21 protein-coding genes are annotated in these 22,702 nt (G+C 51.8%); 8 read left to right on the forward strand and 13 right to left on the reverse strand.

Features of this window, described 5'->3' with window-relative positions:
• Positions 1-52: 52 nt before the first annotated feature.
• The 6 genes from nuoF to lrhA form a co-directional block, all read right to left on the reverse strand.
• The gene (gene nuoF / locus NXT09_RS10925; protein ID WP_010278895.1) at positions 53-1,402 is read right to left on the reverse strand and encodes an NADH-quinone oxidoreductase subunit NuoF; all 1,350 of its coding nucleotides are present in this window, start codon (positions 1,400-1,402) and stop codon (positions 53-55) included.
• Positions 1,399-1,944, reverse strand: a complete 546-nt coding sequence (gene nuoE, locus NXT09_RS10930) for an NADH-quinone oxidoreductase subunit NuoE (protein WP_039538642.1) — start codon at positions 1,942-1,944, stop codon at positions 1,399-1,401. Before nuoE ends, nuoF begins: the two co-directional genes overlap by 4 nt.
• 2 nt (positions 1,945-1,946) lie before the next feature.
• On the reverse strand, positions 1,947-3,746 hold the full coding sequence (gene nuoC, locus NXT09_RS10935) for an NADH-quinone oxidoreductase subunit C/D (RefSeq protein WP_039533852.1): 1,800 nt from the start codon (positions 3,744-3,746) through the stop codon (positions 1,947-1,949).
• A 98-nt stretch (positions 3,747-3,844) separates the two neighbouring features.
• A complete protein-coding gene (locus tag NXT09_RS10940; protein WP_005969846.1) occupies positions 3,845-4,519 on the reverse strand; it encodes a NuoB/complex I 20 kDa subunit family protein in 675 nt (224 codons plus the stop codon).
• A gap of 17 nt (positions 4,520-4,536) precedes the next feature.
• Positions 4,537-4,977: an NADH-quinone oxidoreductase subunit A gene (locus NXT09_RS10945; protein WP_010278904.1), complete on the reverse strand. Its 441-nt coding sequence runs from the start codon at positions 4,975-4,977 to the stop codon at positions 4,537-4,539.
• A 677-nt stretch (positions 4,978-5,654) separates the two neighbouring features.
• Positions 5,655-6,605: a transcriptional regulator LrhA gene (lrhA, locus tag NXT09_RS10950; protein ID WP_039533880.1), complete on the reverse strand. Its 951-nt coding sequence runs from the start codon at positions 6,603-6,605 to the stop codon at positions 5,655-5,657.
• A gap of 501 nt (positions 6,606-7,106) precedes the next feature.
• Here lrhA and NXT09_RS10955 point away from each other — a divergent pair.
• The gene (locus tag NXT09_RS10955) at positions 7,107-8,321 is read left to right on the forward strand and encodes a pyridoxal phosphate-dependent aminotransferase (protein WP_014916029.1); all 1,215 of its coding nucleotides are present in this window, start codon (positions 7,107-7,109) and stop codon (positions 8,319-8,321) included.
• A 142-nt stretch (positions 8,322-8,463) separates the two neighbouring features.
• Complete coding sequence (yfbR, locus tag NXT09_RS10960; protein WP_014916030.1) at positions 8,464-9,063, forward strand: 5'-deoxynucleotidase; 600 nt, start codon at positions 8,464-8,466, stop codon at positions 9,061-9,063.
• Positions 9,064-9,092: 29 nt separating this feature from the next.
• Here yfbR and NXT09_RS10965 read toward each other — a convergent pair whose 3' ends face one another.
• The 4 genes from NXT09_RS10965 to yfbV form a co-directional block, all read right to left on the reverse strand.
• On the reverse strand, positions 9,093-10,925 hold the full coding sequence (locus NXT09_RS10965) for an SLC13 family permease (protein ID WP_268579697.1): 1,833 nt from the start codon (positions 10,923-10,925) through the stop codon (positions 9,093-9,095).
• A 321-nt stretch (positions 10,926-11,246) separates the two neighbouring features.
• Positions 11,247-11,903, reverse strand: coding sequence for a sugar phosphatase (locus NXT09_RS10970; protein ID WP_174869920.1), 657 nt, complete (start codon positions 11,901-11,903; stop codon positions 11,247-11,249).
• Between the two features lie 21 nt (positions 11,904-11,924).
• A complete protein-coding gene (locus tag NXT09_RS10975; protein ID WP_039464986.1) occupies positions 11,925-12,419 on the reverse strand; it encodes a YfbU family protein in 495 nt (164 codons plus the stop codon).
• 165 nt (positions 12,420-12,584) lie between these two features.
• Positions 12,585-13,040 (reverse strand): terminus macrodomain insulation protein YfbV, encoded by a 456-nt coding sequence (yfbV, locus tag NXT09_RS10980; RefSeq protein WP_039515367.1) that lies wholly within the window; start codon positions 13,038-13,040, stop codon positions 12,585-12,587.
• A 442-nt stretch (positions 13,041-13,482) separates the two neighbouring features.
• Here yfbV and ackA point away from each other — a divergent pair, with 442 nt between their 5' ends.
• From ackA to NXT09_RS10995, 3 genes are all read left to right on the forward strand, one after another.
• On the forward strand, positions 13,483-14,685 hold the full coding sequence (gene ackA, locus NXT09_RS10985; protein WP_205549882.1) for an acetate kinase: 1,203 nt from the start codon (positions 13,483-13,485) through the stop codon (positions 14,683-14,685).
• 79 nt (positions 14,686-14,764) lie between these two features.
• Positions 14,765-16,903, forward strand: a complete 2,139-nt coding sequence (gene pta, locus NXT09_RS10990; RefSeq protein WP_240583382.1) for a phosphate acetyltransferase — start codon at positions 14,765-14,767, stop codon at positions 16,901-16,903.
• A 244-nt stretch (positions 16,904-17,147) separates the two neighbouring features.
• The gene (locus NXT09_RS10995; protein WP_240583383.1) at positions 17,148-18,008 is read left to right on the forward strand and encodes a DUF817 domain-containing protein; all 861 of its coding nucleotides are present in this window, start codon (positions 17,148-17,150) and stop codon (positions 18,006-18,008) included.
• Positions 18,009-18,080: 72 nt separating this feature from the next.
• Here the strand turns inward: NXT09_RS10995 and yfcD are convergent, their stop codons facing one another.
• Together yfcD and yfcE are read right to left on the reverse strand one after the other, a co-directional pair.
• Entirely contained in the window at positions 18,081-18,749 is a 669-nt protein-coding gene (gene yfcD / locus NXT09_RS11000; RefSeq protein ID WP_226301472.1) for an NUDIX hydrolase YfcD, read from the reverse strand.
• Positions 18,750-18,872: 123 nt separating this feature from the next.
• Positions 18,873-19,424, reverse strand: coding sequence for a phosphodiesterase (gene yfcE / locus NXT09_RS11005; protein WP_268579698.1), 552 nt, complete (start codon positions 19,422-19,424; stop codon positions 18,873-18,875).
• A gap of 262 nt (positions 19,425-19,686) precedes the next feature.
• Between yfcE and yfcG the strand changes: the two genes are divergently transcribed.
• The 3 genes from yfcG (at position 19,687) to NXT09_RS11020 (ending at position 21,736) form a co-directional block, all read left to right on the forward strand.
• On the forward strand, positions 19,687-20,313 hold the full coding sequence (gene yfcG / locus NXT09_RS11010) for a GSH-dependent disulfide bond oxidoreductase (protein ID WP_039503743.1): 627 nt from the start codon (positions 19,687-19,689) through the stop codon (positions 20,311-20,313).
• A 125-nt stretch (positions 20,314-20,438) separates the two neighbouring features.
• Positions 20,439-20,810, forward strand: coding sequence for a dihydroneopterin triphosphate 2'-epimerase (folX, locus tag NXT09_RS11015; protein ID WP_010278945.1), 372 nt, complete (start codon positions 20,439-20,441; stop codon positions 20,808-20,810).
• 20 nt (positions 20,811-20,830) lie between these two features.
• Positions 20,831-21,736 (forward strand): TIGR01777 family oxidoreductase, encoded by a 906-nt coding sequence (locus NXT09_RS11020; protein WP_268579699.1) that lies wholly within the window; start codon positions 20,831-20,833, stop codon positions 21,734-21,736.
• A 174-nt stretch (positions 21,737-21,910) separates the two neighbouring features.
• Here the strand turns inward: NXT09_RS11020 and hisP are convergent, their stop codons facing one another.
• Positions 21,911-22,684, reverse strand: coding sequence for a histidine ABC transporter ATP-binding protein HisP (gene hisP / locus NXT09_RS11025; protein WP_010278951.1), 774 nt, complete (start codon positions 22,682-22,684; stop codon positions 21,911-21,913).
• Positions 22,685-22,702 lie beyond the last annotated feature (18 nt).

Here is a 22,702-nt window from a genome sequence, read left to right on the forward strand (position 1 = left end):
TGCGCCACCCTGCGGATACATTCACTGCATCTCGCACGTGTTGAGCGATAGCTTACCAGCGCTCTTTCAACAGGTTAGGCTGAATACCGCCAATCGCTTTGACATTGCCTAAATACTGTTTAGAGATACCCGCTTCGAATTCTTCCCGGAAATACTTGATGGCACTTTGCAGCGGCTCGACCGCACCCGGCGCATGCGCACAGAAGGTGTTACCCGGACCGAGGAAACGGCAAAGTTGCTCCAGCGTTTCGATATCGCCAGGCTGGCCTTCACCCTTCTCCAGTGCACGCAGAATCTTCACGCTCCACGGCAGACCATCGCGGCACGGCGTACACCAGCCACAGGATTCACGGGAGAAGAATTCTTCGAGATTGCGCGTCAGCGAAACCATATTGATTTCGTGATCGACAGCCATCGCCAGCGCGGTCCCCATACGGCTACCGGCTTTCGCAATGTGCTCAAAATCCATCGGCAGATCGAGATGGCTTTCCGTCAGGAAATCCGTACCGGCACCACCCGGCTGCCAGGCTTTCAGCTTCAGACCATCGCGCATACCGCCCGCGTAGTCTTCCAGAATTTCACGCGCAGTCGTACCGAACGGCAGTTCCCACAGGCCCGGATTCTTGACGCGGCCGGAGAAGCCCATCAGTTTCGTGCCTGCATCTTTACTCTTGCCCGCAGACAGCCCCTGATACCACGCCGCACCGTGTTCGATAATCGCCGGTACGTTACACAGCGTTTCCACGTTGTTGACGCAGGTCGGTTTGCCCCACACACCCGCAGACGCTGGGAACGGCGGCTTAGAGCGAGGGTTAGCACGACGGCCTTCCAGCGAGTTAATCAGTGCAGTTTCTTCACCGCAGATATAACGCCCGGCGCCCGTATGCACGAACAACTCGAAATCAAATCCGCTGCCCAGAATATTTTTACCCAGCAGGCCAGCCGCTTTCGCTTCTTCAATTGCACGACGCAGGTGAACGGCAGCTTCGATATATTCGCCGCGCAGGAAGATGTAGCCACGGTAGGCTTTCAGCGCAAAGGCGCTGATCAGCATGCCTTCAACCAGCAGATGAGGCTCTTGCTCCATCAGTAGGCGGTCTTTATAAGTGCCCGGCTCCATCTCATCCGCGTTACACAGCAGGTAGCGGATATTCATGCTTTCGTCTTTCGGCATCAGGCTCCACTTCAAGCCCGTCGAAAAGCCCGCGCCGCCACGCCCTTTCAGGCCAGCGTCTTTAACCAGTGAGACCACTTCATCCTGCGCCATGCCGGTTAACGCTTTTTGCGCGGCGGCATAGCCGTTTTTGCTGCGATATTCATCCAGCCATACCGGCTGTTTGTCTGCACGTAAACGCCAGGTCAGAGGATGCTGCTCAGCAGTCAGAACAATGTCTTTACTCATTGATACTGCTCCAATAACGATTCAATTCCTTCCGGCGTCACATGGGTATGGGTATCTTCGTCAATCATCATTGACGGCCCCTTGTCACAGTTCCCCAGGCAGCAGGTCGGCAACAGCGTGAAACGTCCATCGAACGTTGTCTGTCCCGGTTTGATGCTGAGCTTACGCTCCAGCGCAGCCTGAACGCCCTGATAGCCATTGATGTGGCACACGACGCTATCGCAATAGCGAATAACATGACGCCCGACAGGCTGACGGAAAATCTGGCTGTAGAACGTTGCCACACCTTCCACGTCACTGGCAGGGATACCCAGCAGATCGGCAATCGCGTGGATAGCCCCATCCGGTACCCAACCGCGTTCTTTCTGCACAATTTTCAGTGCTTCGATCGACGCAGCGCGTGCATCTTCGTAGTGATGTTTTTCGTGCTCAATGGCGTCACGTTCGGCGTCACTCAATACAAAAGCAGTGTCTTTTGTCAGCGAATCGGCAGCAGGTTGTCCCTGAGCGTCAATATGATCGTGATTGTTATGATCATGCATAATTAGCGGTCCACATCTGACATTACGAAATCAATACTGCCGAGGTAAACGATCAAGTCGGATACCAGACACCCGCGAATTACAGAAGGAATCTGTTGCAGATGCGCATAGCTCGGCGTGCGAATACGGGTACGGTAGCTCATCGTGCCGCCGTCGCTGGTCAGGTAATAGCTGTTGATACCTTTCGTTGCCTCAACCATCTGGAATGATTCATTAGCAGGCATCACCGGTCCCCAGGAAACCTGAAGGAAGTGGTTGATCAGCGTATCGATATGCTGCAACGTGCGCTCTTTTGGCGGCGGCGTCGTCAGCGGGTGATCCGCTTTGAACGGGCCTTCCGGCATGTTCTTGAGGCACTGATCCAGAATACGTAAGCTCTGACGCAGTTCTTCGACTTTCAGCATAACGCGGCTATAGCAATCGCTGATGCCGTCGCCGACTGGCACTTCAAAGTCAAAGTTTTCATAACCGGAATACGGACGCCATTTACGCACGTCAAAACCAATACCCGTGGCACGCAGACCCGCACCCGTTACGCCCCAATCCAGCGCTTCTTTCGCGTTGTAGGCGGCGACGCCCTGAGTACGGCCTTTCAGAATGGTGTTCTGCAGCGCGGATTTGACATAGGTGTCCAAACGAGCCGGCATCCAGTCAAGGAATTCACGCAGCAGACGTTCCCAGCCGCGTGGCAGATCGTGCGCCACACCACCAATACGGAACCACGCCGGGTGCATACGGAAACCGGTAATCGCTTCAACCAAATCGTAAATTTTCTGGCGGTCAGTAAACGCAAAGAACACCGGTGTCATCGCACCGACGTCCTGAATATAAGTACTGATATACAGCAGATGGCTGTTAATACGGAACAGCTCAGACAGCATGACGCGAATCGTCTTAACGCGATCCGGCACCTCAATGCCAGCCAGTTTTTCCACGGCCAATACGTACGGCATTTCGTTAACGCAGCCGCCGAGGTATTCAATACGGTCGGTATAAGGAATGTAGCTGTGCCAGGACTGGCGCTCGCCCATTTTCTCCGCGCCGCGATGGTGGTAACCCACATCTGGCACGCAGTCGACGATTTCTTCACCGTCCAATTGCAGGATAATACGGAAGGCACCGTGTGAAGACGGGTGGTTCGGACCGAGGTTGAGGAACATGAAGTCCTCGTTTTCAGTACCGCGCTTCATTCCCCACTCTTCCGGTTTGAACGTCAGCGATTCCATTTCCAGATCTTCTTTCTGCTTGGTCAGCTCGAAAGGATCGAATTCGGTCGCACGCGCCGGATAATCTTTACGTAACGGATGCCCTTCCCACGTCTGCGGCATCATGATGCGCGTCAGGTGCGGGTGACCATCAAAGGTCATACCGAACATCTCCCACGTTTCACGCTCATACCAGTTGGCATTCGGGAACAGCTTGGTCACGGTCGGCAAATGCATATCATTTTCAGCCAACGCGACTTTCAGCATGATGTCGCGGTTACGCTCGATGGAAATGATGTGATAAAAGACGGAGTAGTCGGCGGCAGGTAAACCTTCACGGTGGGTGCGCAGGCGCTCATCCATACCGTGCAGGTCAAACAGCATCACATAAGGCTTCGGCTGTTTTTTCAGGAATGCGACAACATCCAGTAATTGCTCACGCTTGACCCACACAACAGGGATCCCTGTGCGGGTTGCCTGTACAGTAAATGCATCTGGTCCAAAACGGTTACACAGTTCGCCAACGACCGGATCGTTAAGGTGATCGCGGGTTTGCCAGCCTGGCTGAGCGAGATCGTGTGTCGTTAAATCTGTCATAAATATGTCACCACATTAAATGTGCTATTTCTGTAGCTGATAATGACCGCACACTATTATCGAGGTATTACACGGTCACCGGGTTTATCATCTACAGGTCAAATCTCATCAGGCGAACGCAGGTTCGTCACAGCGATTCGTTCGCCGCGTTTGCGCTCACGCTCAGATTGCATGTTGGCGCGGTAAACGCCCTGTTCACCCACCACCCATGACAGAGGGCGGCGTTCTTTACCGATGGATTCTTTCAGCAGCAACAGCGCTTGCATGTAGGCTTCAGGACGCGGCGGGCAGCCCGGAATGTACACATCAACAGGCAGGAATTTATCTACGCCCTGAACAACGGAATAGATATCGTACATACCGCCGGAGTTAGCACATGCGCCCATGGAAATAACCCATTTAGGCTCCAGCATTTGCTCGTACAGACGCTGAATAACGGGTGCCATTTTGGTAAAACAGGTTCCCGCTACTACCATGAAATCGGCCTGACGTGGCGACGCACGCAGAACCTCAGCACCAAAACGCGCCACGTCATGAACGGCGGTAAATGACGTCACCATTTCTACGTAGCAACAAGACAGGCCGAAGTTGTACGGCCACAGGGAGTTCTGACGCCCCCAGTTCACCGTATCGTGTAATGCATGTTCCAGTTTGCCCATATAGACACTGCGGTGAACATGTTGCTCCAGAGGGTCGGAAACGATCTCCTGACGTTGCAGGGGATAACGGTCATTCTCACCGTCCGGCTCTATGCGGGTGAGCGTATAGTCCATCTTAAAATGCCTCGCTGTTACTGCGGATGATTGTTGGTAGTGTTGATGATGTCTGATTTAACGACTTGTCTCTTGGAACGTACCGGGGTCCAGTCAAGTGCCCCAACGCGTACCAGATAAATCAAACCAGCCAACAGCACCAAAATGAAAATGGTTGCTTCAATGAAGCCAATCCAGCCGCTTTCTTTGATAGACACAGCCCAAGCGTAGAGATAGAGGGCTTCAACGTCGAAGATAACGAAGAACATAGCGACAAGATAAAATTTAGCAGACAGACGTAACCGCGCTGAACCTACGGAGTCGATACCGGATTCATAAGGTACGTTTTTGGCCCTGCCTTTTGCTCTCCCCCCCAGCAAGAATCCACCGGTCAGCATGAAGACGCAAAGGCCTACGGCAATGATAAGGAATAGCCCAAATGCCCAATGATGGGCGAGGATTTCAGTAGTTGTTGACATTCTCTTTGCTTACTCATCAAAAGTGGCGGGTAACATCTCTGCTCTATTATCGGCAGTTAATGCGCCACATCGATTAAAAGGAAGGATTAATAACCACAAAAAAGCATGGAAACGTATCAGGTAAGCCTTGCTTGGTATGGTTGAGCCCCTAAATTTGTAACCTTTTTTTCAACCTTACTAAAAATAACAGTACATTACTTTACATGCACGCTGTTTTGTTAACATTTTGTGTTCTCACCCGCAGCTAAATCGAGTCAGTACTTTTGTCCGTTAACCAGTGTGCAGCAGCGCAGGAAGCAAGTTCACCGCGTCACTATACCATTTCCACAGAAAATGCCTGTTCCCCCATGTGGTTATTAGGGGTATTTTTTGATCCAGCACACATTTTTACCAATTTAGTTAGTAAAAAAATCAAGATGATACTGGACAAGGTTTGATGCTATTTTCCATAACATTATTTTAAAAAAATAGAACCGGCGTTTTATAAAATAAATGAGAGCATTAATTTCGCCGCGCCTAGCCTATTGATGTGAAATGGAAAACGCAAAGTGGGATCGGCGTGAAGAAATCAGGCCAGAAAGGCGCTGCCGATGTGGGTTTAACACCTTAGTCATAAATCATCATCATTCGGGGTGCATCCCTACCCTCCCCGAATGATAGTTAACTACCCATTACGATTAGATCGCATCCTTCAGCGACGGGTCGGAAGACAATTTTTCATTCGTGCTGTTTGCTAACATGCTGACAGGCGTAATGTGAGAGGGCTTCCCTGATTCAATCACATTGAAAATTGCCGTTGCCAGCTCATTCTCCTGATTAGGATTCTGGCAGAGGAAATAACGTGTTTCAGGCAATCTCGGTAACCCTTCCTCTTCGCCTAACACCCGCAACTCCGGACTCATCATTTCCACTGACCGCACGGTAATCCCCATGCCAGCCTTCACCGCAGCGCGCACAGCAGAGAGCGTTGAAGCCACATACGCAATTCTCCAGGGGATCCCAGCGGCCGTCAGTTGTTGTGTCGCCAACGTCCGGAAAGGACTCGGCTCATCCAGAACCACCAGAGGTACAGGCTCTTGCGATCGGAACTGATAATCCGCCGCGCAATACCATAGCGTCGGAGAGCTGCGTAATAACACATGAGGAAACACCACACCGTTCATTGTGGTAATAACCAGATCTATTTTCCCCTGATTCAACATTTCCATCATTTCAGCGCTACGTTTTACGCTGACATTGACGGAGAGCTTAGGAAATACGGATGTCACCCGATGCAAAATATAAGGAAGGATGGTGTCTGCAGTATCGTCAGACGCCCCGATGGTCAGCGTACCCTGAATATCGCTGTACATTAATGAAATACAAGCTTCATCATTGAATTGTAATATTTTTCTGGCATAACCCAGAAACTGGATACCATGTTCGGTCAGCAATTTATTACGCCCGTGTCGGGCAAAAAGCTCCTTTCCGATGAGTTGCTCCAGCCGCTGCATCTGTTGGCTGACAGCCGATTGGGTTCTATTGACTGCGGTCGCCGCCGCTGCAAATGTATTTAAATCTGCAACGGCAACAAACGTCCTCAGTAAATCAAGATCGAGATTAAGTACTGGTCGATTTGCACTGGTCATACGATTTTTCACTTATCTATTTTAATTTTAACAAAATATTCCTGGTGTTTTATTACATGTACAGGTAATGACCGATACATTTAAAGACACTATCGCAGACGCACGATAAGGGCAAAAAAATACTTATATTTCGTTACCACTATCGCCTTTCCATTGGTAAGACATCATGTAATTAAATGACTCACCAGCCTTAATCCTTAATTCAATAACAACGGCACCTTCCCTTTATTTCATCTTGCGAAATAAATACGCTCCACACTTAAATAAACGAGATCTCCCTGTCACCCTATTCTGGCGCTAAAAAAGTGCGGCATGAACAGTTGTCCGCCCCCTACCATATCGCACCATCCAACGAGTACACAACCATATAGTGCAGATGCGCAACCATTTGCAGCAAAAGCGATAATCATTCTTCAAAAGGTACTGCAGGAAGAGTACATTAAGCAGGTTATGCTATTCCGTCTGGGAATATGCGCTCTCTGCAGAAGGCTCGTACTATTTATGTCTCCGATTGAAAAATCCAAGAAACTGGAGAACGTATGCTATGACATCCGTGGCCCAGTCTTAAAGGAAGCCAAACGGCTTGAAGAAGAAGGTAATAAAGTCCTTAAACTGAACATTGGCAACCCTGCCCCTTTCGGCTTCGAGGCACCAGACGAAATTCTGGTCGATGTCATCCGTAACCTGCCTACCGCACAGGGCTACTGTGATTCCAAAGGCCTCTATTCCGCCCGTAAAGCCATCGTGCAGCACTATCAGGCGCGGGATATGCGCGATATTACGGTTGAAGACGTCTATATTGGTAACGGTGTTTCCGAACTCATCGTGCAATCCATGCAGGCGCTGCTTAACCCAGGCGATGAAATGCTGGTTCCTGCGCCGGACTACCCGCTTTGGACCGCCGCAGTTTCTTTGTCTAACGGCAACGCCGTTCACTATCTCTGCGATGAATCCTCCGATTGGTTCCCCGATCTGGATGATATCCGCAAAAAGATCACGTCCAATACTCGCGGTATTGTCATCATTAACCCGAATAACCCAACGGGCGCGGTCTACAGCAAAGAGCTGCTGTTGGATATCGTGGCGATTGCGCGCGAACATAACCTGATCATTTTTGCCGACGAAATTTACGACAAAATTCTGTATGACGATGCGCAGCATCACTCGATTGCTGCACTCGCGCCGGACCTGCTGACTGTTACGTTCAACGGACTTTCCAAGACCTACCGCGTGGCGGGTTTCCGTCAAGGCTGGATGGTACTGAATGGCCCGAAAAAACACGCCAAAGGGTACATTGAAGGGCTGGAAATGCTGGCCTCTATGCGTTTGTGCGCGAATGTGCCGATGCAGCATGCGATTCAGACCGCGCTGGGCGGCTATCAGAGCATCAGCGAATTTATTCAGCCCGGCGGACGCCTGTACGAGCAGCGCAACCGCTCATGGGAACTGATCAATCAGATCCCCGGCGTATCGTGCGTAAAACCACGCGGCGCGCTCTATATGTTCCCACGCATTGATGCCAAGCGCTTTAATATCCACGACGACCAAAAACTGGTATTGGATCTCCTGTTGCAGGAGAAAGTGTTGCTGGTGCAGGGAACGGCATTTAACTGGCCTTACCCGGACCACGTTCGCATCGTCACGCTGCCGCGTATTGATGAGCTGGATATGGCGATCCACAAATTAGGGCGTTTCCTGGGACACTATCACCAATAACCCAGCAGTCATCGAGCCTATCCTCGCCGGGCAATCACTGCTCGGCGAATCCCTCACCTCCGTTTGCATAATCTCCGGCATGTGCCCACAATAGATGCCCACGATATTGCTATTTCACCGCGCTGTTGTCTGAGAGATCGCCATGAATCAGAGCCACTTTTTCGCCCATTTATCTCGTCTAAAACTCATCAGCCGTTGGCCGCTCATGCGCAACGTGCGTACGGAAAACGTCTCCGAGCACAGCCTTCAGGTCGCCTTTGTCGCCCACGCGCTGGCCGTCATCAAAAATCGCAAATTCGACGGTAACCTGAACGCAGAACGCATCGCGCTACTGGCGATGTATCATGATGCAAGCGAGGTGCTGACCGGTGACATGCCGACGCCGATCAAGTACTACAACGCGCAGATTGCGCATGAGTACAAGAAGATAGAGAAGATTGCACAGCAGAAACTGGTTGAGATGTTGCCGGAAGAACTCCAGCAGGATTATCGAATGCTGCTGGATGATAACTACACCAGCGAAGAAGAACGCGCCATCGTTAAACAGGCAGACGCACTGTGCGCCTACCTGAAATGTCTGGAAGAATTATCCGCAGGCAATGCGGAATTCACACTTGCCAAAGCACGGCTGGAAAAAACATTGCAGCTGCGCCACAGCCCGGAAATGGACTATTTCATGACGGTCTTCGTGCCCAGCTTTAGCCTGTCTCTTGACGAAATCAGTCAGGATTCTCCGTTATAACGAGCGTCCGCTATAACGGAAAAGCACCGTCAGAACGGATACAGCCACGGCACCATCACTACGCTGACCAACATCACCAGCACGGTAAAGGGGACGCCAATGCGTACAAAGTCCCCGAATTTATAACCACCTGGTCCCAGTACCAACGTATTCACCGGTGACGACACCGGGGTCATAAAGGCGGCAGAAGCGGCAATCGCGATAATCATCGCAAAGGGATAAGGCGACACGCCCATCTGCTTCGCGGCAGCAATCGCAATGGGCGCCATCAGCACCGCCGTCGCCGTGTTGGAAATAAACAGACCGATAACAGCACACAGCACGAACAAACACACCAGCATCACATGCGGCCCGGCGTTCCCGGCAACGTCCATCAGCCCTTTAACGATCAGCGTCACACCACCGGTTTGCTGCAACGCCAGCGCAAACGGCATCATCCCGACGATAAGAATAATACTCGGCCAGTGAATAGCCCGGTAAGCACTTTCCATGTCGATACAGCGGAATTTACCCATCAGCAAACAGGCGATCAGCGCAGCGATCGCATTCGGTATTTCATCCGTCAGCATCATCGCTACCATCAGCGCCAGACAAAACAGCGCGTGAGGTGCCTGACTCACCGCAGGCGCAACGTCATCTACTTCGGCAGGGAGATTAAGTAAAAGGAAGTCGTTTTTCTGCGTGTGTAGCTGTCGAATCATGCGCCAGTCGCCCATTACCAGCAGAATATCACCGAGCTGGAGCGGCTCATCGGCGAGGATACCTTCCATCGCCTCGCCTGACCGGCGAATCCCCACGACGCTCAGGCCATAGCGGCTACGAAATCCGACGTCGTACAGCGTTTTCCCCAGCAGCTCGGAATCAGGGATCAACGAGACTTCCGCCATTCCCACATCACGCGCCTGCTCGGAGAAATACTCACCGCGCAACACCATCGGTTCAAGCCGCTGCGCGGTGCAAAATTCGCGTAAATCCACCTCAGAGGCCGACATGTCGATCAGTAAAACATCATTCAGACGAAGTTCTGTATTGCCCGCCACGCTGATCATCACGCGACGAAACTTACGCCAGCGCTCAATCCCGACCACGTTCGCACCAAAGCGCTGGCGCAGGCGTAAATCATCAAGACGGTGACCGATAAAAGGCGATCCTGGGCGAATCGCTAACCGGCGCGCCCTACCCGTCAGTCGGTAATCACGAATCAGATCGCGAAACGTTCTTCTCTTCCACATCTCTTTTGCTGTTGCCGTCTCGGCGTCGCCAAGCCAGTAACGCGCGACCATCATATACGCTACGCCCAGCAGCAATACCACCATCCCTATCGGCGTCACGCTGAAAAAACCAAAACCCGCAACGCCTTCGCGCATCAGCTCGCTGCTCACCACCATATTTGGCGGCGTCGCGACCAGCGTCATCATGCCGCTAATCAACCCGGCAAAACTCAGCGGCATCATCAGCCTTCCGGGGGAAATTTTCATCCGCGCGGAGACACTCAGCACCACGGGAATAAAAATCGCGACAACGCCAGTGGAGCTCATGAAAGCCCCCAGCAGCGCAACGGTGACCATCAGTAAGATCAACATCTTCATCTCACTGCTGCCCGCCACGCGAACCAGCCAATCACCGACCTGATAAGCAACGCCGGTACGAACCAACCCCTCACCAATCACAAACAGGGCAGCAATCAATATCACGTTAGGATCGCTGAACCCCACCAACGCTTCAGATAGCGTCAGCGTGCCGCTCAGTACAAACGCGATAATGACCAACAGCGCTACGACGTCCATGCGTAATTTATTGGTGGTAAACAACACAATGGCGATCAGCAACAGGGATAAAACCCAGAGAAGTTCGCTATTCAAAACGGTTCCCCTGACGGAAAAATGCATATTGAGAGGTGGAGGTTTAGCATGCCATAAAAAATGCAGGCGCATTTTTCAACACCGCACAGCGGTGACCCAAAGGGTGGCAGACATTGGTATACCCTAAATAATTCGAGTTGCAGGAAGGCGGCAATCGCACGAATCCCCGGGAGCTTACACAAGTAAGTGACTGGGGTGAGTAAGGGAAGCCAACGCACATGCAGCTTGAAGTATGACGGGTATAGTCTGCCATAAAAAAACCTCGCAGATGCGAGGTTTGATCATATTTAGTCACAGTTTTGTCATTATGTTACAGACGACCTACTGGCGCAGAAGCACCTTAGCGCCGTTCGGTAATTGTTCTATTTCTATCTGCTCCAGCGAATCGAGGATCAGATCGACCTGATCCAGCTTCGGCGTATCCGCAGGCGCCTTCACCGCAATGACCTTGCAGCCAGCCGCCAGGCCCGATAACACACCCGCTGGCGCATCCTCAACGACGACACACTCTTCCGGCTTCAGCCCTAGCTGCTGCGCGCCAAGTAAATAGGCATCAGGGTGAGGTTTACCTTTGGCAACCTGCTCCGCCGTAATAAAGGCGCGGGGAGCAGGCAGTTCTCCACGATGATGACGGGCGCTGGCAATCGGCACCGTGCCGGATGTCACTATCGCCCAGGGAATATCCAGTGCATCCAAACGTTCCAACAGCGCCTTCGCTCCTGGCATGGCAACAATGCCTTGCGTATCAGACGCTTCTGTTTTCTCTAACGCATCAAACTCTTGTTGAATCGTTTCTTCGCTCTGCCCTTGAAGAAAGTGACGCAGGGACGTAATGGCCTGCTTGCCATGAATAAAATCCAGCACTTCCTGTGGTTCAATATCGTGATCCTTTGCCCAGTTGATCCACGCACGTTCTACCGCAGGCAGTGAATCAACCAGCGTACCATCGAGGTCGAACAGAAAACCTTTACACTCCACAGAAAGCCCCTTTTTCATTAATCAGGCGTTGATGATCTGTGCGATCTCAACCGCACTCAAGTGATACTGGCGTGGGCAGGATTGCCAGACAGCCAGCATTCTGTTGTATTTATCCCACATTTTTGTCTGAGCGTTAAACCCATGCGTACCCGCATCAAAATGGGGATAGCGACCTTCGACATGTACCATAAAGCGTACAAAGCCGAGGTAACGCGCTTCCGTTGCGGCATCAAAGCCCAGGAAGGTCAGGCGGCGTTCATCCAAATCCTGCTTATCTTTCAGATTGGTCCACGACACCTGCAAGGCATGATGCATTTCCATGATGTTAATAATCGCGCGGCAAACCTCTTCGGTCAGCTCACCAAACTCACGGTCCAGTTCGCGCATCTGCAAACCATAACCACGCTCGATAATCGTTTGTAACCGGCGATAGCGCTCGGCGTTGTCGGGATCGAGCATCGTCATCATTTTATATTGATTTGAAAGGATCAATCTCTGGGCATTTGTCATTTCCATGTTGCTCTCCTGAACCCTTTTTGGGGTAAGCCAATATCGCTAAATAGGTATTGGCCTCAGAATCGCATACTGAATCGTGTCACGGTAGCGGTAGCTACCGCTTCTTTGATTTGAAACAGGGGAAAGAACAAAATAGCCATCAACCCGCACACAGCCTGACGCCGATCACAAATCATCCAGGAAGGTTTTATCAAGCTGGTTAAACGCACGCTTCAGCACATCCGCCAACGCTTGGTAAGTTGGCGCTTCTTCCAATGGTGCTAATGCCTGCCCTGACTCCACTAGCTTATGGCGAATCTCATGGAACCATTGCGCGAGCGTCGGCGGTAAAGGCGTCACAGAACGGCGGCCAAGCCACCAGAGCCCCTGCAACGGCAGGCTACAGGCAAACAGCGCGGTGGCGATGGCCGGGCCGAGCTGGCCACCGAGCGCAATCTGCCACGTTAAGGTAAACACCGCCAGCGGCGGCATGATGCGGATACCGAACCGCGTCGCTTGCGCCACACGGTTTTCAGGAAATACGGGCGCCAGCCGCTTTTCTGCTGGCCACGTTTTCATGTAATGCTGCCCACGTTGGAGTAGCTGTAGCCAACTGATTCTACTGTCTGGTTTCGTCGCCATAGCCACACCTCAACTTTACAGATAAAAAATAAAACTTTTGCACAAATCAACAACTCGAGTTGATAAGGTTAAAATATATTTTGTGTTTAGCCTACGCTATCGGTATCCTAGATCGGCCTTTTGGCCGCTGTATACCTAAAGTAGTATGACTACACGCAAGGAGTATAATTCCCTTCGCGACATAAGCGCAGCCAACGGCCATAACGCGGTTATCCATCGCTTTAAAAGCTGCGGTTTACATCAGGTCGATGTCACGTTGTTATAGAGATTAGTTGTATCGATTATCCGATATAACCTACATCATAGTATCGACCCTATTTCATCATCGTGTCTGGTGTATCACACCAAGGTATGATGTTAATCATAAATGCCAGCGGCGGCATGCGATACGCTATGCCCTGTATGACATTTTTTTAACCATGTATAACAAGTAGGTACTTCCATGTCGAGTAAGTTAGTACTGGTTCTTAACTGCGGTAGTTCATCCCTGAAATTCGCGATCATCGATGCGATTAACGGAGAAGAGTACCTGTCTGGTTTAGCCGAGTGTTTCAACCTGCCTGAAGCCCGCATCAAATGGAAAATGGACGGCAGTAAACAAGACGCCGAACTGGGTGCCGGTGCAGCTCACAGCGAAGCGCTGAACTTCATCGTCAATACCATTCTGTCTCAGAAACCGGAGCTGTCAGCTCAACTAGTTGCTATTGGTCACCGTATCGTTCACGGCGGTGAGAAGTTCACCCAATCCGCGATCATCACTGATGATGTTCTTCAGGGTATCAAAGATTCCGTACCTTTTGCACCTCTACACAACCCGGCGCACCTGATCGGCATCGACGAAGCACTGAAATCTTTCCCGCACCTGGCTGATAAGAACGTCGCTGTTTTCGACACCGCGTTCCACCAGACCATGCCGGAAGAATCCTACCTTTATGCACTGCCGTACAAGCTGTATAAAGAAAACCACATCCGTCGCTACGGCTTCCACGGCACCAGCCACTACTTTGTTTCTCGTGAAGCCGCTAAAGTGCTGAACAAACCAGTAGAAGAGCTGAACGTGATCACTTGCCATCTGGGCAACGGTGGTTCCGTTACTGCAATCCGTAATGGCGAATGCGTTGACACCTCTATGGGTCTGACGCCGCTGGAAGGTCTGGTCATGGGTACGCGCTGCGGCGATATCGACCCAGCTGTGATTTTCCACCTGCACGACGCACTGGGCATGGACATTGATAGCATCAACACCCTGATGACCAAAGAATCTGGTCTGCTGGGTCTGACTGAAGTGACCAGCGACTGCCGCTACGTTGAAGATAACTACGAAACGAAAGCTGACGCTAAACGTGCAATGGACGTTTACTGCCACCGTCTGGCGAAATATATCGGTTCTTACGCTGCACTGATGGAAGGCCGTCTGGATGCCGTCATCTTCACCGGTGGTATCGGTGAAAACGCCGCAATGGTTCGTGAACTGTCGCTGAAAAAACTGGGCCTGCTGGGCTTTGACATCGATCACGAACGCAACCTGGCCGCACGCTTCGGTAAAGGTGGCAACATCGCTAAAGATGGCACCCGCCCTGCGCTGGTTATCCCGACCAATGAAGAGTTGGTCATCGCCGAAGACGCTTACCGTCTGACCGCGTAAAACACGTAACTCCCAACACCGTCAGCCAAGGCTGACGGTGTTGTTTTTGACTAACGAGCAACCGTAAAGAGGTTCGGCCGTGTCCCGTATAATCATGTTGATCCCAACTGGCACCAGCGTTGGTCTGACAAGCGTCAGCCTGGGTGTCATCCGCTCCATGGAACAGAAAGGCGTTCGCCTGAGCGTGTTCAAACCTATCGCCCAGCCGCGCAGTGGCGACAATACGCCAGATCAAACGACTACCATCATTCGTGCGAATTCCGCCATCAGCGCCGCCGAGCCGCTGGCGATGAGCCGCGTTGAAGCCCTGCTGAGCTCTAACCAGCAAGACGTGCTGATGGAAGAAATCATCGCGCGCTACCACGAAAATACCAAAGACGCTGAAGTCGTTCTGGTTGAAGGTCTGGTTCCTACCCGTAAGCACCAGTTTGCTAACGCATTGAACTACGAAATCGCCAAAACGCTGAACGCAGAAATCGTCTTCGTACTGGCGCTGGGTAACGATTCCCCGGCACAGCTGAAAGACCGTATCGAACTGGCGCGTTCCAGCTTCGGCGGCAGCAAAAACAAAAACATCACTGGCGTGATCATCAACAAACTGAATGCGCCGGTAGACGAACAGGGACGTACTCGCCCTGACCTGTCTGAAATCTTTGATGACTCAACGAAAGCCAGCGTTGCCAACATCGATCCGAAGCAGCTGTTTGCTAACAGCCCGCTGCCGGTTCTGGGCTGCATCCCGTGGAGCTTTGACCTGATCGCCACGCGCGCTATCGATATGGCGAAGCACCTGAATGCTCGTATCGTCAACGAAGGTGACATTCAGACGCGTCGCGTTAAGTCTGTGACCTTCTGCGCACGCAGCATTCCTCACATGCTGGAGCATTTCCGTCCGGGCTCACTGCTAGTGACGTCTGCTGACCGTCCTGATGTTCTGGTTGCTGCCTGTCTGGCTGCCATGAATGGCGTGGAAATCGGTGCTCTGCTGCTGACTGGCGGCTACGAAATGGATCCGAACATTGCCAAGCTGTGCGAGCGCGCCTTCCAGACCGGCCTGCCTGTATTTATGGTCAACACCAACACCTGGCAGACCTCACTCAGCCTGCAAAGCTTCAACCTTGAAGTACCGGCTGATGACCGTCAACGTGTTGAGAAAGTGCAGGAATACGTTGCACGCCACATCGATACTCAGTGGATCGATTCCCTGAGCGCAGAATCTGAGCGTTCACGTCGTCTGTCTCCACCGGCGTTCCGCTATCAGCTGACCGAGCTGGCGCGTAAAGCAGGCAAACGCATCGTTCTGCCAGAAGGTGATGAACCACGTACCGTTAAAGCCGCTGCTATCTGTGCTGAACGCGGTATTGCTCACTGTGTGCTGATCGGTAACCCAGAAGAGATTCAACGTGTTGCTGCCGCTCAGGGCGTAGAACTGGGCAAAGGCATCGAAATCGTCGATCCGATTGTCGTGCGTGAGCGCTATGTTGCGCGTCTGGTTGAGCTGCGTAAGAGCAAGGGCATGACCGAAGTGGTTGCGCGCGAACAGCTCGAAGACAACGTGGTTCTGGGTACGCTGATGCTGGAACAGGGCGAAGTTGACGGTCTGGTTTCTGGTGCCGTTCATACCACCGCTAATACCATCCGTCCGCCGTTGCAGCTGATCAAAACTGCACCAGGCAGCTCGCTGGTGTCTTCTGTGTTCTTCATGCTGCTGCCTGAGCAGGTTCTGGTGTACGGCGACTGCGCCATCAACCCAGATCCAACAGCTGAGCAATTGGCTGAAATCGCTATCCAGTCTGCGGACTCCGCTACCGCCTTCGGTATCGACCCACGCGTTGCGATGATCTCTTACTCTACCGGTAACTCCGGCGCGGGTAGCGATGTTGAGAAAGTACGTGAAGCAACCCGTCTGGCGCAGGAAAAACGCCCTGATCTGGTCATCGATGGTCCGCTGCAGTACGATGCCGCTATCATGGCTGACGTTGCACAGTCCAAAGCGCCGAACTCGCCAGTTGCAGGTAAAGCCACCGTGTTCATCTTCCCTGACCTGAACACCGGTAACACCACGTACAAAGCGGTACAGCGTTCTGCCGACCTGATCTCCATCGGGCCAATGCTGCAAGGCATGCGCAAACCGGTTAACGACCTGTCTCGTGGCGCACTGGTAGACGACATCGTTTACACCGTTGCCCTGACCGCAATTCAGGCTACACAGCTCTAATCTATACCCTAAATAATTCGAGTTGCTTGCAGGCGGCAACTGCACGAATCCCCAGGAGCTTACTAAAGTAAGTGACTGGGGTGAGTAAAGGCAGCCAACGCACAATCAGCTTGAAGTATGACGGATATATTCAGATTAATTCTGTTATCTTCTATGCCAGCCTCAGCGCTGGCATTTTTTATTGTTCTCCGCACAAAAAACCATACCGAGCAGGCTCAAGAATAACCATAAACAGGGTCTATGGATGACTGTAATACGACTATTGGATCAACACTTTCAGCAGCAGTTGGAAAAAGGGATCACGCCTTCATCGCCAACAGGGTTAACCCGTTTTTTGATTGAATTTCTCTATTTCGGCATCAAAGAAGCCCGCGCGTGCCTCTTCGTTGGTCTGTTCTTTCTTGCCGTTTTTAGCGTGCCAAAAGCCGGCTGGTTCGGCATCCCGCGCTATGATTTGCTATTGATCTTTGCCATTGTGATTCAGGGATGGATGATCGCCAGCAAGCTGGAAACCTGGGATGAGTTAAAAGCCGTTACGCTGTTTCACCTCGTGGGTTTTGCGCTTGAGGTGTTTAAAACCTCATCAGGTATTCGTTCCTGGTCTTACCCTGATTTCGCCTACACCAAGGTACTAGGTGTGCCGCTGTTTGCCGGATTCATGTACGCCTCTGTTGGTAGCTATATCATTCAGTCCTGGCGGCTATTCGATCTTAAAATTCGCCATCACCCGCCCTACTGGCTGGCAACGCTGGTCGCGCTACTCATTTATGCCAATTTCTTCACCCACCACTACATCGGCGACTACCGCTGGTACATTGCTGCACTCGCCGTCGGACTCTATGCGCGCACTACCGTCATCTTCACGCCTTACGATCGGGAACGACGAATGCCGCTGTCCTTGGCCTTTATTCTGATCGGTTTTTTCATCTGGCTGGCTGAAAATATCAGTACGTTTTTCAGTATCTGGAGCTATCCGGAACAGCTCGGAGCCTGGTCGATGGTTCACGTAGGGAAATGGAGCTCGTGGGCTTTGCTGGTGATCATGACGTTCACCATCGTGATTTACCTGAAGGACATCAAGAAGAGTATTCATGTTCCCGAGTGATGACCCGCAGTTCATCACTCGGAAAAAATAGATGCCGCTGCGGGGAAACGCAGCGGCGAGATAGAAGCGGTATTATTTCTGTGAATCAGCGTCAGATGAAGTGATGACGTTGCTGTCGTTTTCATCATGAGCATTTTGATCATGACTGTTTTTATCATTCACAACGGGTGCTGCAGCGGCTTCTACCGCTTCGTTCAGCTTACGTGAAATCGGCTTGCCATATTCTTGATCGCTATGGCGCGTCAGCCACAGTGACAGGGCTTTCAGCGAATCTGGCGTAAACTCATCACAGCGTGCGGTGATCTCTTGCGGCGTCAGCCAGCTGACCTCATCGACCTCTTCTTCCTGTAGCGCAAACGGCCCGTGGGTGACGCAGCTAAACAGCCCGCCCCACACCCGGCAATTCTCTCCTTCGTAATAGAACAAGCCGTGTTCTGCAAACGGCACGCCCGCAATGCCAAGCTCCTCTTCAGCTTCACGACGTGCGGATTCCAGCATTTGCTCACCGCTTTGCACTACGCCGCCAGCGGTCGCGTCCAGCCAGCCTGGATAGAAATCTTTGATTTTCGTCCGGCGCTGCACCAGAATTTTACCCATTCCATCATGCACAACAATGTAAGTGGCACGATGACGAAGACTCTGCGCACGCATCTGCTGACGACTTGACTGAGCAATTACCTCGTTGTTTTCATTGACGATATCAACCCACTCTGTGCCTGCTGCCTGACTTTGTTCCGCCATCCTCTGAAACCCTTTAGTATTGGCACGTTGCTACGCGCGTCTGTTTTAAATGATCGAACTTTGCTGTGAATATTCCCTGCTGCCTTGCCGTTATTCAAGGGCAAAAACAGGGTATACGCTAAATTAGTGCCTAATCGCGACCTGTGCAATAGGCTCGCCGCCGTGTAACGGCAGAACCCGCAGCTCGTCTTTTTCAAGTAAACCGTAGCTCGCGGGGTATCCCCCTTTCGGCAAGCTCACAGAGCCGGGATTGAAAAAATAATATTCACCGCGTTGCTCAGCAACCGGGATATGGGTATGACCATATACCAGAACATCCCCCGCGTGTAGCGGCGGCATATTCTCTGGATGATAAAGATGACCGTGCGTCAGGAAAAGGCGATTCTGCGGCAATAGCACATGTTGCCAGGGTGCCGTTATCGGAAAGGTCAACAGCATCTGATCAACCTCGCTGTCGCAGTTCCCTCGTACGGCAATGATGCGTGATGCATAAGCGTTCAGCCGGGCAGCCACTTCCGCAGGCTGATAGTTCTCCGGCAGCGGGTTGCGCGGGCCATGATTGAGAAAATCACCCAATAAAATAAGCCAGTCGGCATGACTCTGCTCAAAGATCGCCAGCACGCGTTCTGTCGCGCTGAGAGAACCATGTATATCGGACGCAAACATCAACTTCATCGTTATCTCCACAACGTTTATATCAACAAGGTTACATCGACAATACCCGCATCCTTTATCGGACGTAGTCTACCAAAGTTGGCAGCGTGCTTCCGGTAAAGATCGTGCAACGAGGTGCGTCATCGCTTATTTTTCACTCGCAGAAGTGGTAGGGTAAGAGCCCGTTCCTCAATACGCTATTCTGACAGCGCATCGCTCTCTGAAGCGATCAACTGCCATACAGTCCATGATGTTTTTCTGAATTAAAACGGAGACTTGATTCATGATTGACCTGTATTACGCACCAACCCCTAACGGGCACAAGATCACCCTGTTTCTGGAAGAAGCTAATCTCCCCTACCAGCTCCACCGCGTGAATATCAGCAAAGGCGAACAGTTTCGACCAGAGTTTCTGGCTATCTCGCCTAACAACAAGATTCCCGCAATTGTCGATACGCAGCCTGCGGAAGGTGACACGCCGATTAGCCTGTTTGAATCCGGCGCTATCCTGCTCTATCTGGCGGAAAAACACGGCGTGCTGCTGAGCACCTCATTACGTGAGCGTACAGCCACACTGCAATGGCTGTTCTGGCAGGTCGCCGGTTTCGGGCCGATGCTAGGGCAGAATCATCATTTTAACCACTATGCGCCTCAGCCCGTGCCTTACGCCATTGAACGCTATCAGCAAGAGACGCAGCGCCTGTACCGCGTGCTGGATAAACATCTGCAAGACAGCCCTTGGCTGGCAGGAGAAAATTACAGCATCGCTGATATCGCAACCTACCCGTGGGTGGTTTCTTATGCCCGTCAACGCGTCGATCTTGATGATTACCCAGCGGTGAAGGCGTGGTATACGCGTATCAGTGAGCGTCCGGCAACGCAACGGGCTTACCAGCTCGCCGAGCAATAAAATTCTGGCATCATCTCATTCGGCCTTTGGGTATCTTCTGCTATGGTAATCAACATATTGTCGTTAACGATACCCCCTGACGCTGCGGTTTAGTCGCAGTAACAGAAGCAACCGAGGGCCGAGCAATGCCACATCACTATTCTGACGCCATTATTCGTATAAAAAATCTGCGGCTGCGCACCTTCATCGGTATCAAAGATGAAGAAATCACGAATAAGCAGGATGTGATCATCAACGTTGTGATTCACTACCCAGCAGAACAGGCACGCAACAGCGAGAATATCGCTGATGCGCTGAACTACCGCACCATCACCAAAAGCATTATTCGCCACGTGGAAGATAACCGCTTCGCTTTGCTGGAAAAATTAACGCAAGATGTGCTCAACATCGCCAGCGATCACGAATGGATCACCTATGCTGAAGTAGAAGTCGATAAACCGTTTGCCCTGCGATACGCCGATTCGGTTTCCATGACCCTGCGTTATCACAAGGCATAAAGATAGGGAGAGGGGGAGCGATGCAACTACTCATAACAGGCGGAACCGGCCTTATTGGCCGCCATCTTATCCAACAATTACAGCTGCTTTCCCATCACATCACGGTACTGACACGCGATCCAGAGCGCGCCCGAGGCGTTCTCGGCAATCAGGTGGAATATTGGTCCACGTTGAGTAATATCACCTCACTGAACGGCTTTGACGGCGTCATCAATCTGGCGGGCGAACCTATCGCCGACAAACGGTGGACGCCACAGCAAAAGCAGCGTCTGGCAAAGAGCCGTTGGAATATCACCGAGCAGCTTGCCACGCTGATAAAAGCCAGCAGTGAGCCGCCAGCCGTTTTTATCTCGGGTTCCGCTGTCGGATATTATGGCGATCAGGGGGAAGCGCTGGTCACGGAAGATGAATCCCCTGTCGATGAATTCACACACCATCTGTGCGCCCGCTGGGAAGCACTGGCACAGTCCGCCGAAAGCGATAAAACCCGCGTCTGCCTGCTGCGCACTGGCATTGTTCTCTCAGCACAAGGCGGCGCGCTGGCAAAAATGCTGCCGATTTTCCGCCTCGGGCTTGGCGGACCGATGGGGTCCGGCAGGCAATATATGCCGTGGATTCATATTGATGACATGGTGAATGGCATTATTTATCTGCTGAACCAGCCGATACTAAACGGCCCTTTCAATATGGTTTCGCCCTACCCTGTTCATAATGAACAATTTTCCGCCACGCTGGCACACGTCTTGGATCGCCCTGGTTTTCTACGGGCTCCTGCTTTTGCGATCAAACTACTGATGGGAGAAGCGTCGACGCTGGTACTGGGCGGACAGCGCGCCATTCCGCAACGGTTAGAGGCCGCAGGCTTTAATTTCCGCTTCCTTGAGCTGGAAGAAGCCCTACAGGACGTCATCAAGAAACCGAGCTGATAACTATTTATCTCAGGTTGCTGGTAGCCTTTTCGCAGAACGGGATGATAATGGGATAGAAGAGTAAAGCGTCCGCGCCAGGGATGGCGCGGCTCGAGCGTACAGGGATGTATTCACAGCATCTTTACGATCTACCCATTATCATCGCTCAATGCACATCATCAGCCCCAAAACCTACTTCAACGCACCTGACAAAAACTGCTGTAAACGCGCACTTTTCGGGCTACCGAACAGCTGATCCGGTGGCCCTTCTTCTTCAATCACGCCCTGATGCAAGAAAATAACGTGGCTGGAAACATGGCGGGCAAATTCCATTTCATGCGTCACCACCACCATCGTTTTCCCTTCCTCCGCAAGCTGCTGCATGATGCGCAACACCTCGCCGACCAGTTCGGGATCGAGCGCTGACGTAGGTTCATCAAACAACAAAACTTCCGGCTCCATCGCCAACGCCCGTGCAATGGAAACACGCTGCTGCTGACCACCGGAGAGATCCGATGGATATTTCTGTTGGGCCGCATCCGTGATCCCAACCTTGTTCAGATAGAACACTGCCCGCTCGCGCGCTTCCGCTTTACTGAGTCCTAATACCTGAACCGGCGCTTCCATCACGTTTTCCAACGCCGTCATGAAGCTCCACAGGTTGAAGTGCTGAAACACCATCGTCAGACGCGTCCGCAACATCTGAAGCTGCTTTTTATCAAATACCTTCAGTTGCCCGTCAGTATCGCGCACCATGCGAATTTCCTGATCGCTGACGTAAATCGCCCCTTCACAGGGTTTTTCCAGAAAATTAATGCAGCGCAGTAAGGTACTTTTCCCCGAACCGGACGATCCAATAATCGAAATAACGTCACCCGCTTTCGCCTGTAATGAGATCCCTTTCAGTACCTCATGCTGGCCATAACGTTTACGCAGTTCCGTCACCATCAGTTTGTTATTCGACATACTCTTTTTTTCCTGCGT

The organism is Pectobacterium jejuense (assembly GCF_026800125.1).
GTDB classification, from domain to species: domain Bacteria; phylum Pseudomonadota; class Gammaproteobacteria; order Enterobacterales; family Enterobacteriaceae; genus Pectobacterium; species Pectobacterium jejuense.

Coding starts and splice junctions, on each gene's coding strand:
- nuoE (WP_039538642.1), bottom strand. CDS start 1,944: ATGCATGATCATAACAATCACGATCATATTGACGCTCAGGGACAACCT.
- yfcD (WP_226301472.1), bottom strand. CDS start 18,749: ATGGCGGAACAAAGTCAGGCAGCAGGCACAGAGTGGGTTGATATCGTC.
- yfcE (WP_268579698.1), bottom strand. CDS start 19,424: ATGAAGTTGATGTTTGCGTCCGATATACATGGTTCTCTCAGCGCGACA.
- yfbR (WP_014916030.1), top strand. CDS start 8,464: ATGAATCAGAGCCACTTTTTCGCCCATTTATCTCGTCTAAAACTCATC.
- folX (WP_010278945.1), top strand. CDS start 20,439: ATGCCACATCACTATTCTGACGCCATTATTCGTATAAAAAATCTGCGG.
- NXT09_RS10955 (WP_014916029.1), top strand. CDS start 7,107: ATGTCTCCGATTGAAAAATCCAAGAAACTGGAGAACGTATGCTATGAC.
- NXT09_RS10940 (WP_005969846.1), bottom strand. CDS start 4,519: ATGGACTATACGCTCACCCGCATAGAGCCGGACGGTGAGAATGACCGT.
- NXT09_RS11020 (WP_268579699.1), top strand. CDS start 20,831: ATGCAACTACTCATAACAGGCGGAACCGGCCTTATTGGCCGCCATCTT.
- nuoC (WP_039533852.1), bottom strand. CDS start 3,746: ATGACAGATTTAACGACACACGATCTCGCTCAGCCAGGCTGGCAAACC.
- NXT09_RS10995 (WP_240583383.1), top strand. CDS start 17,148: ATGACTGTAATACGACTATTGGATCAACACTTTCAGCAGCAGTTGGAA.
- NXT09_RS10975 (WP_039464986.1), bottom strand. CDS start 12,419: ATGGAAATGACAAATGCCCAGAGATTGATCCTTTCAAATCAATATAAA.
- NXT09_RS10945 (WP_010278904.1), bottom strand. CDS start 4,977: ATGTCAACAACTACTGAAATCCTCGCCCATCATTGGGCATTTGGGCTA.
- lrhA (WP_039533880.1), bottom strand. CDS start 6,605: ATGACCAGTGCAAATCGACCAGTACTTAATCTCGATCTTGATTTACTG.
- yfbV (WP_039515367.1), bottom strand. CDS start 13,040: ATGGCGACGAAACCAGACAGTAGAATCAGTTGGCTACAGCTACTCCAA.
- yfcG (WP_039503743.1), top strand. CDS start 19,687: ATGATTGACCTGTATTACGCACCAACCCCTAACGGGCACAAGATCACC.
- hisP (WP_010278951.1), bottom strand. CDS start 22,684: ATGTCGAATAACAAACTGATGGTGACGGAACTGCGTAAACGTTATGGC.
- ackA (WP_205549882.1), top strand. CDS start 13,483: ATGTCGAGTAAGTTAGTACTGGTTCTTAACTGCGGTAGTTCATCCCTG.
- nuoF (WP_010278895.1), bottom strand. CDS start 1,402: ATGAGTAAAGACATTGTTCTGACTGCTGAGCAGCATCCTCTGACCTGG.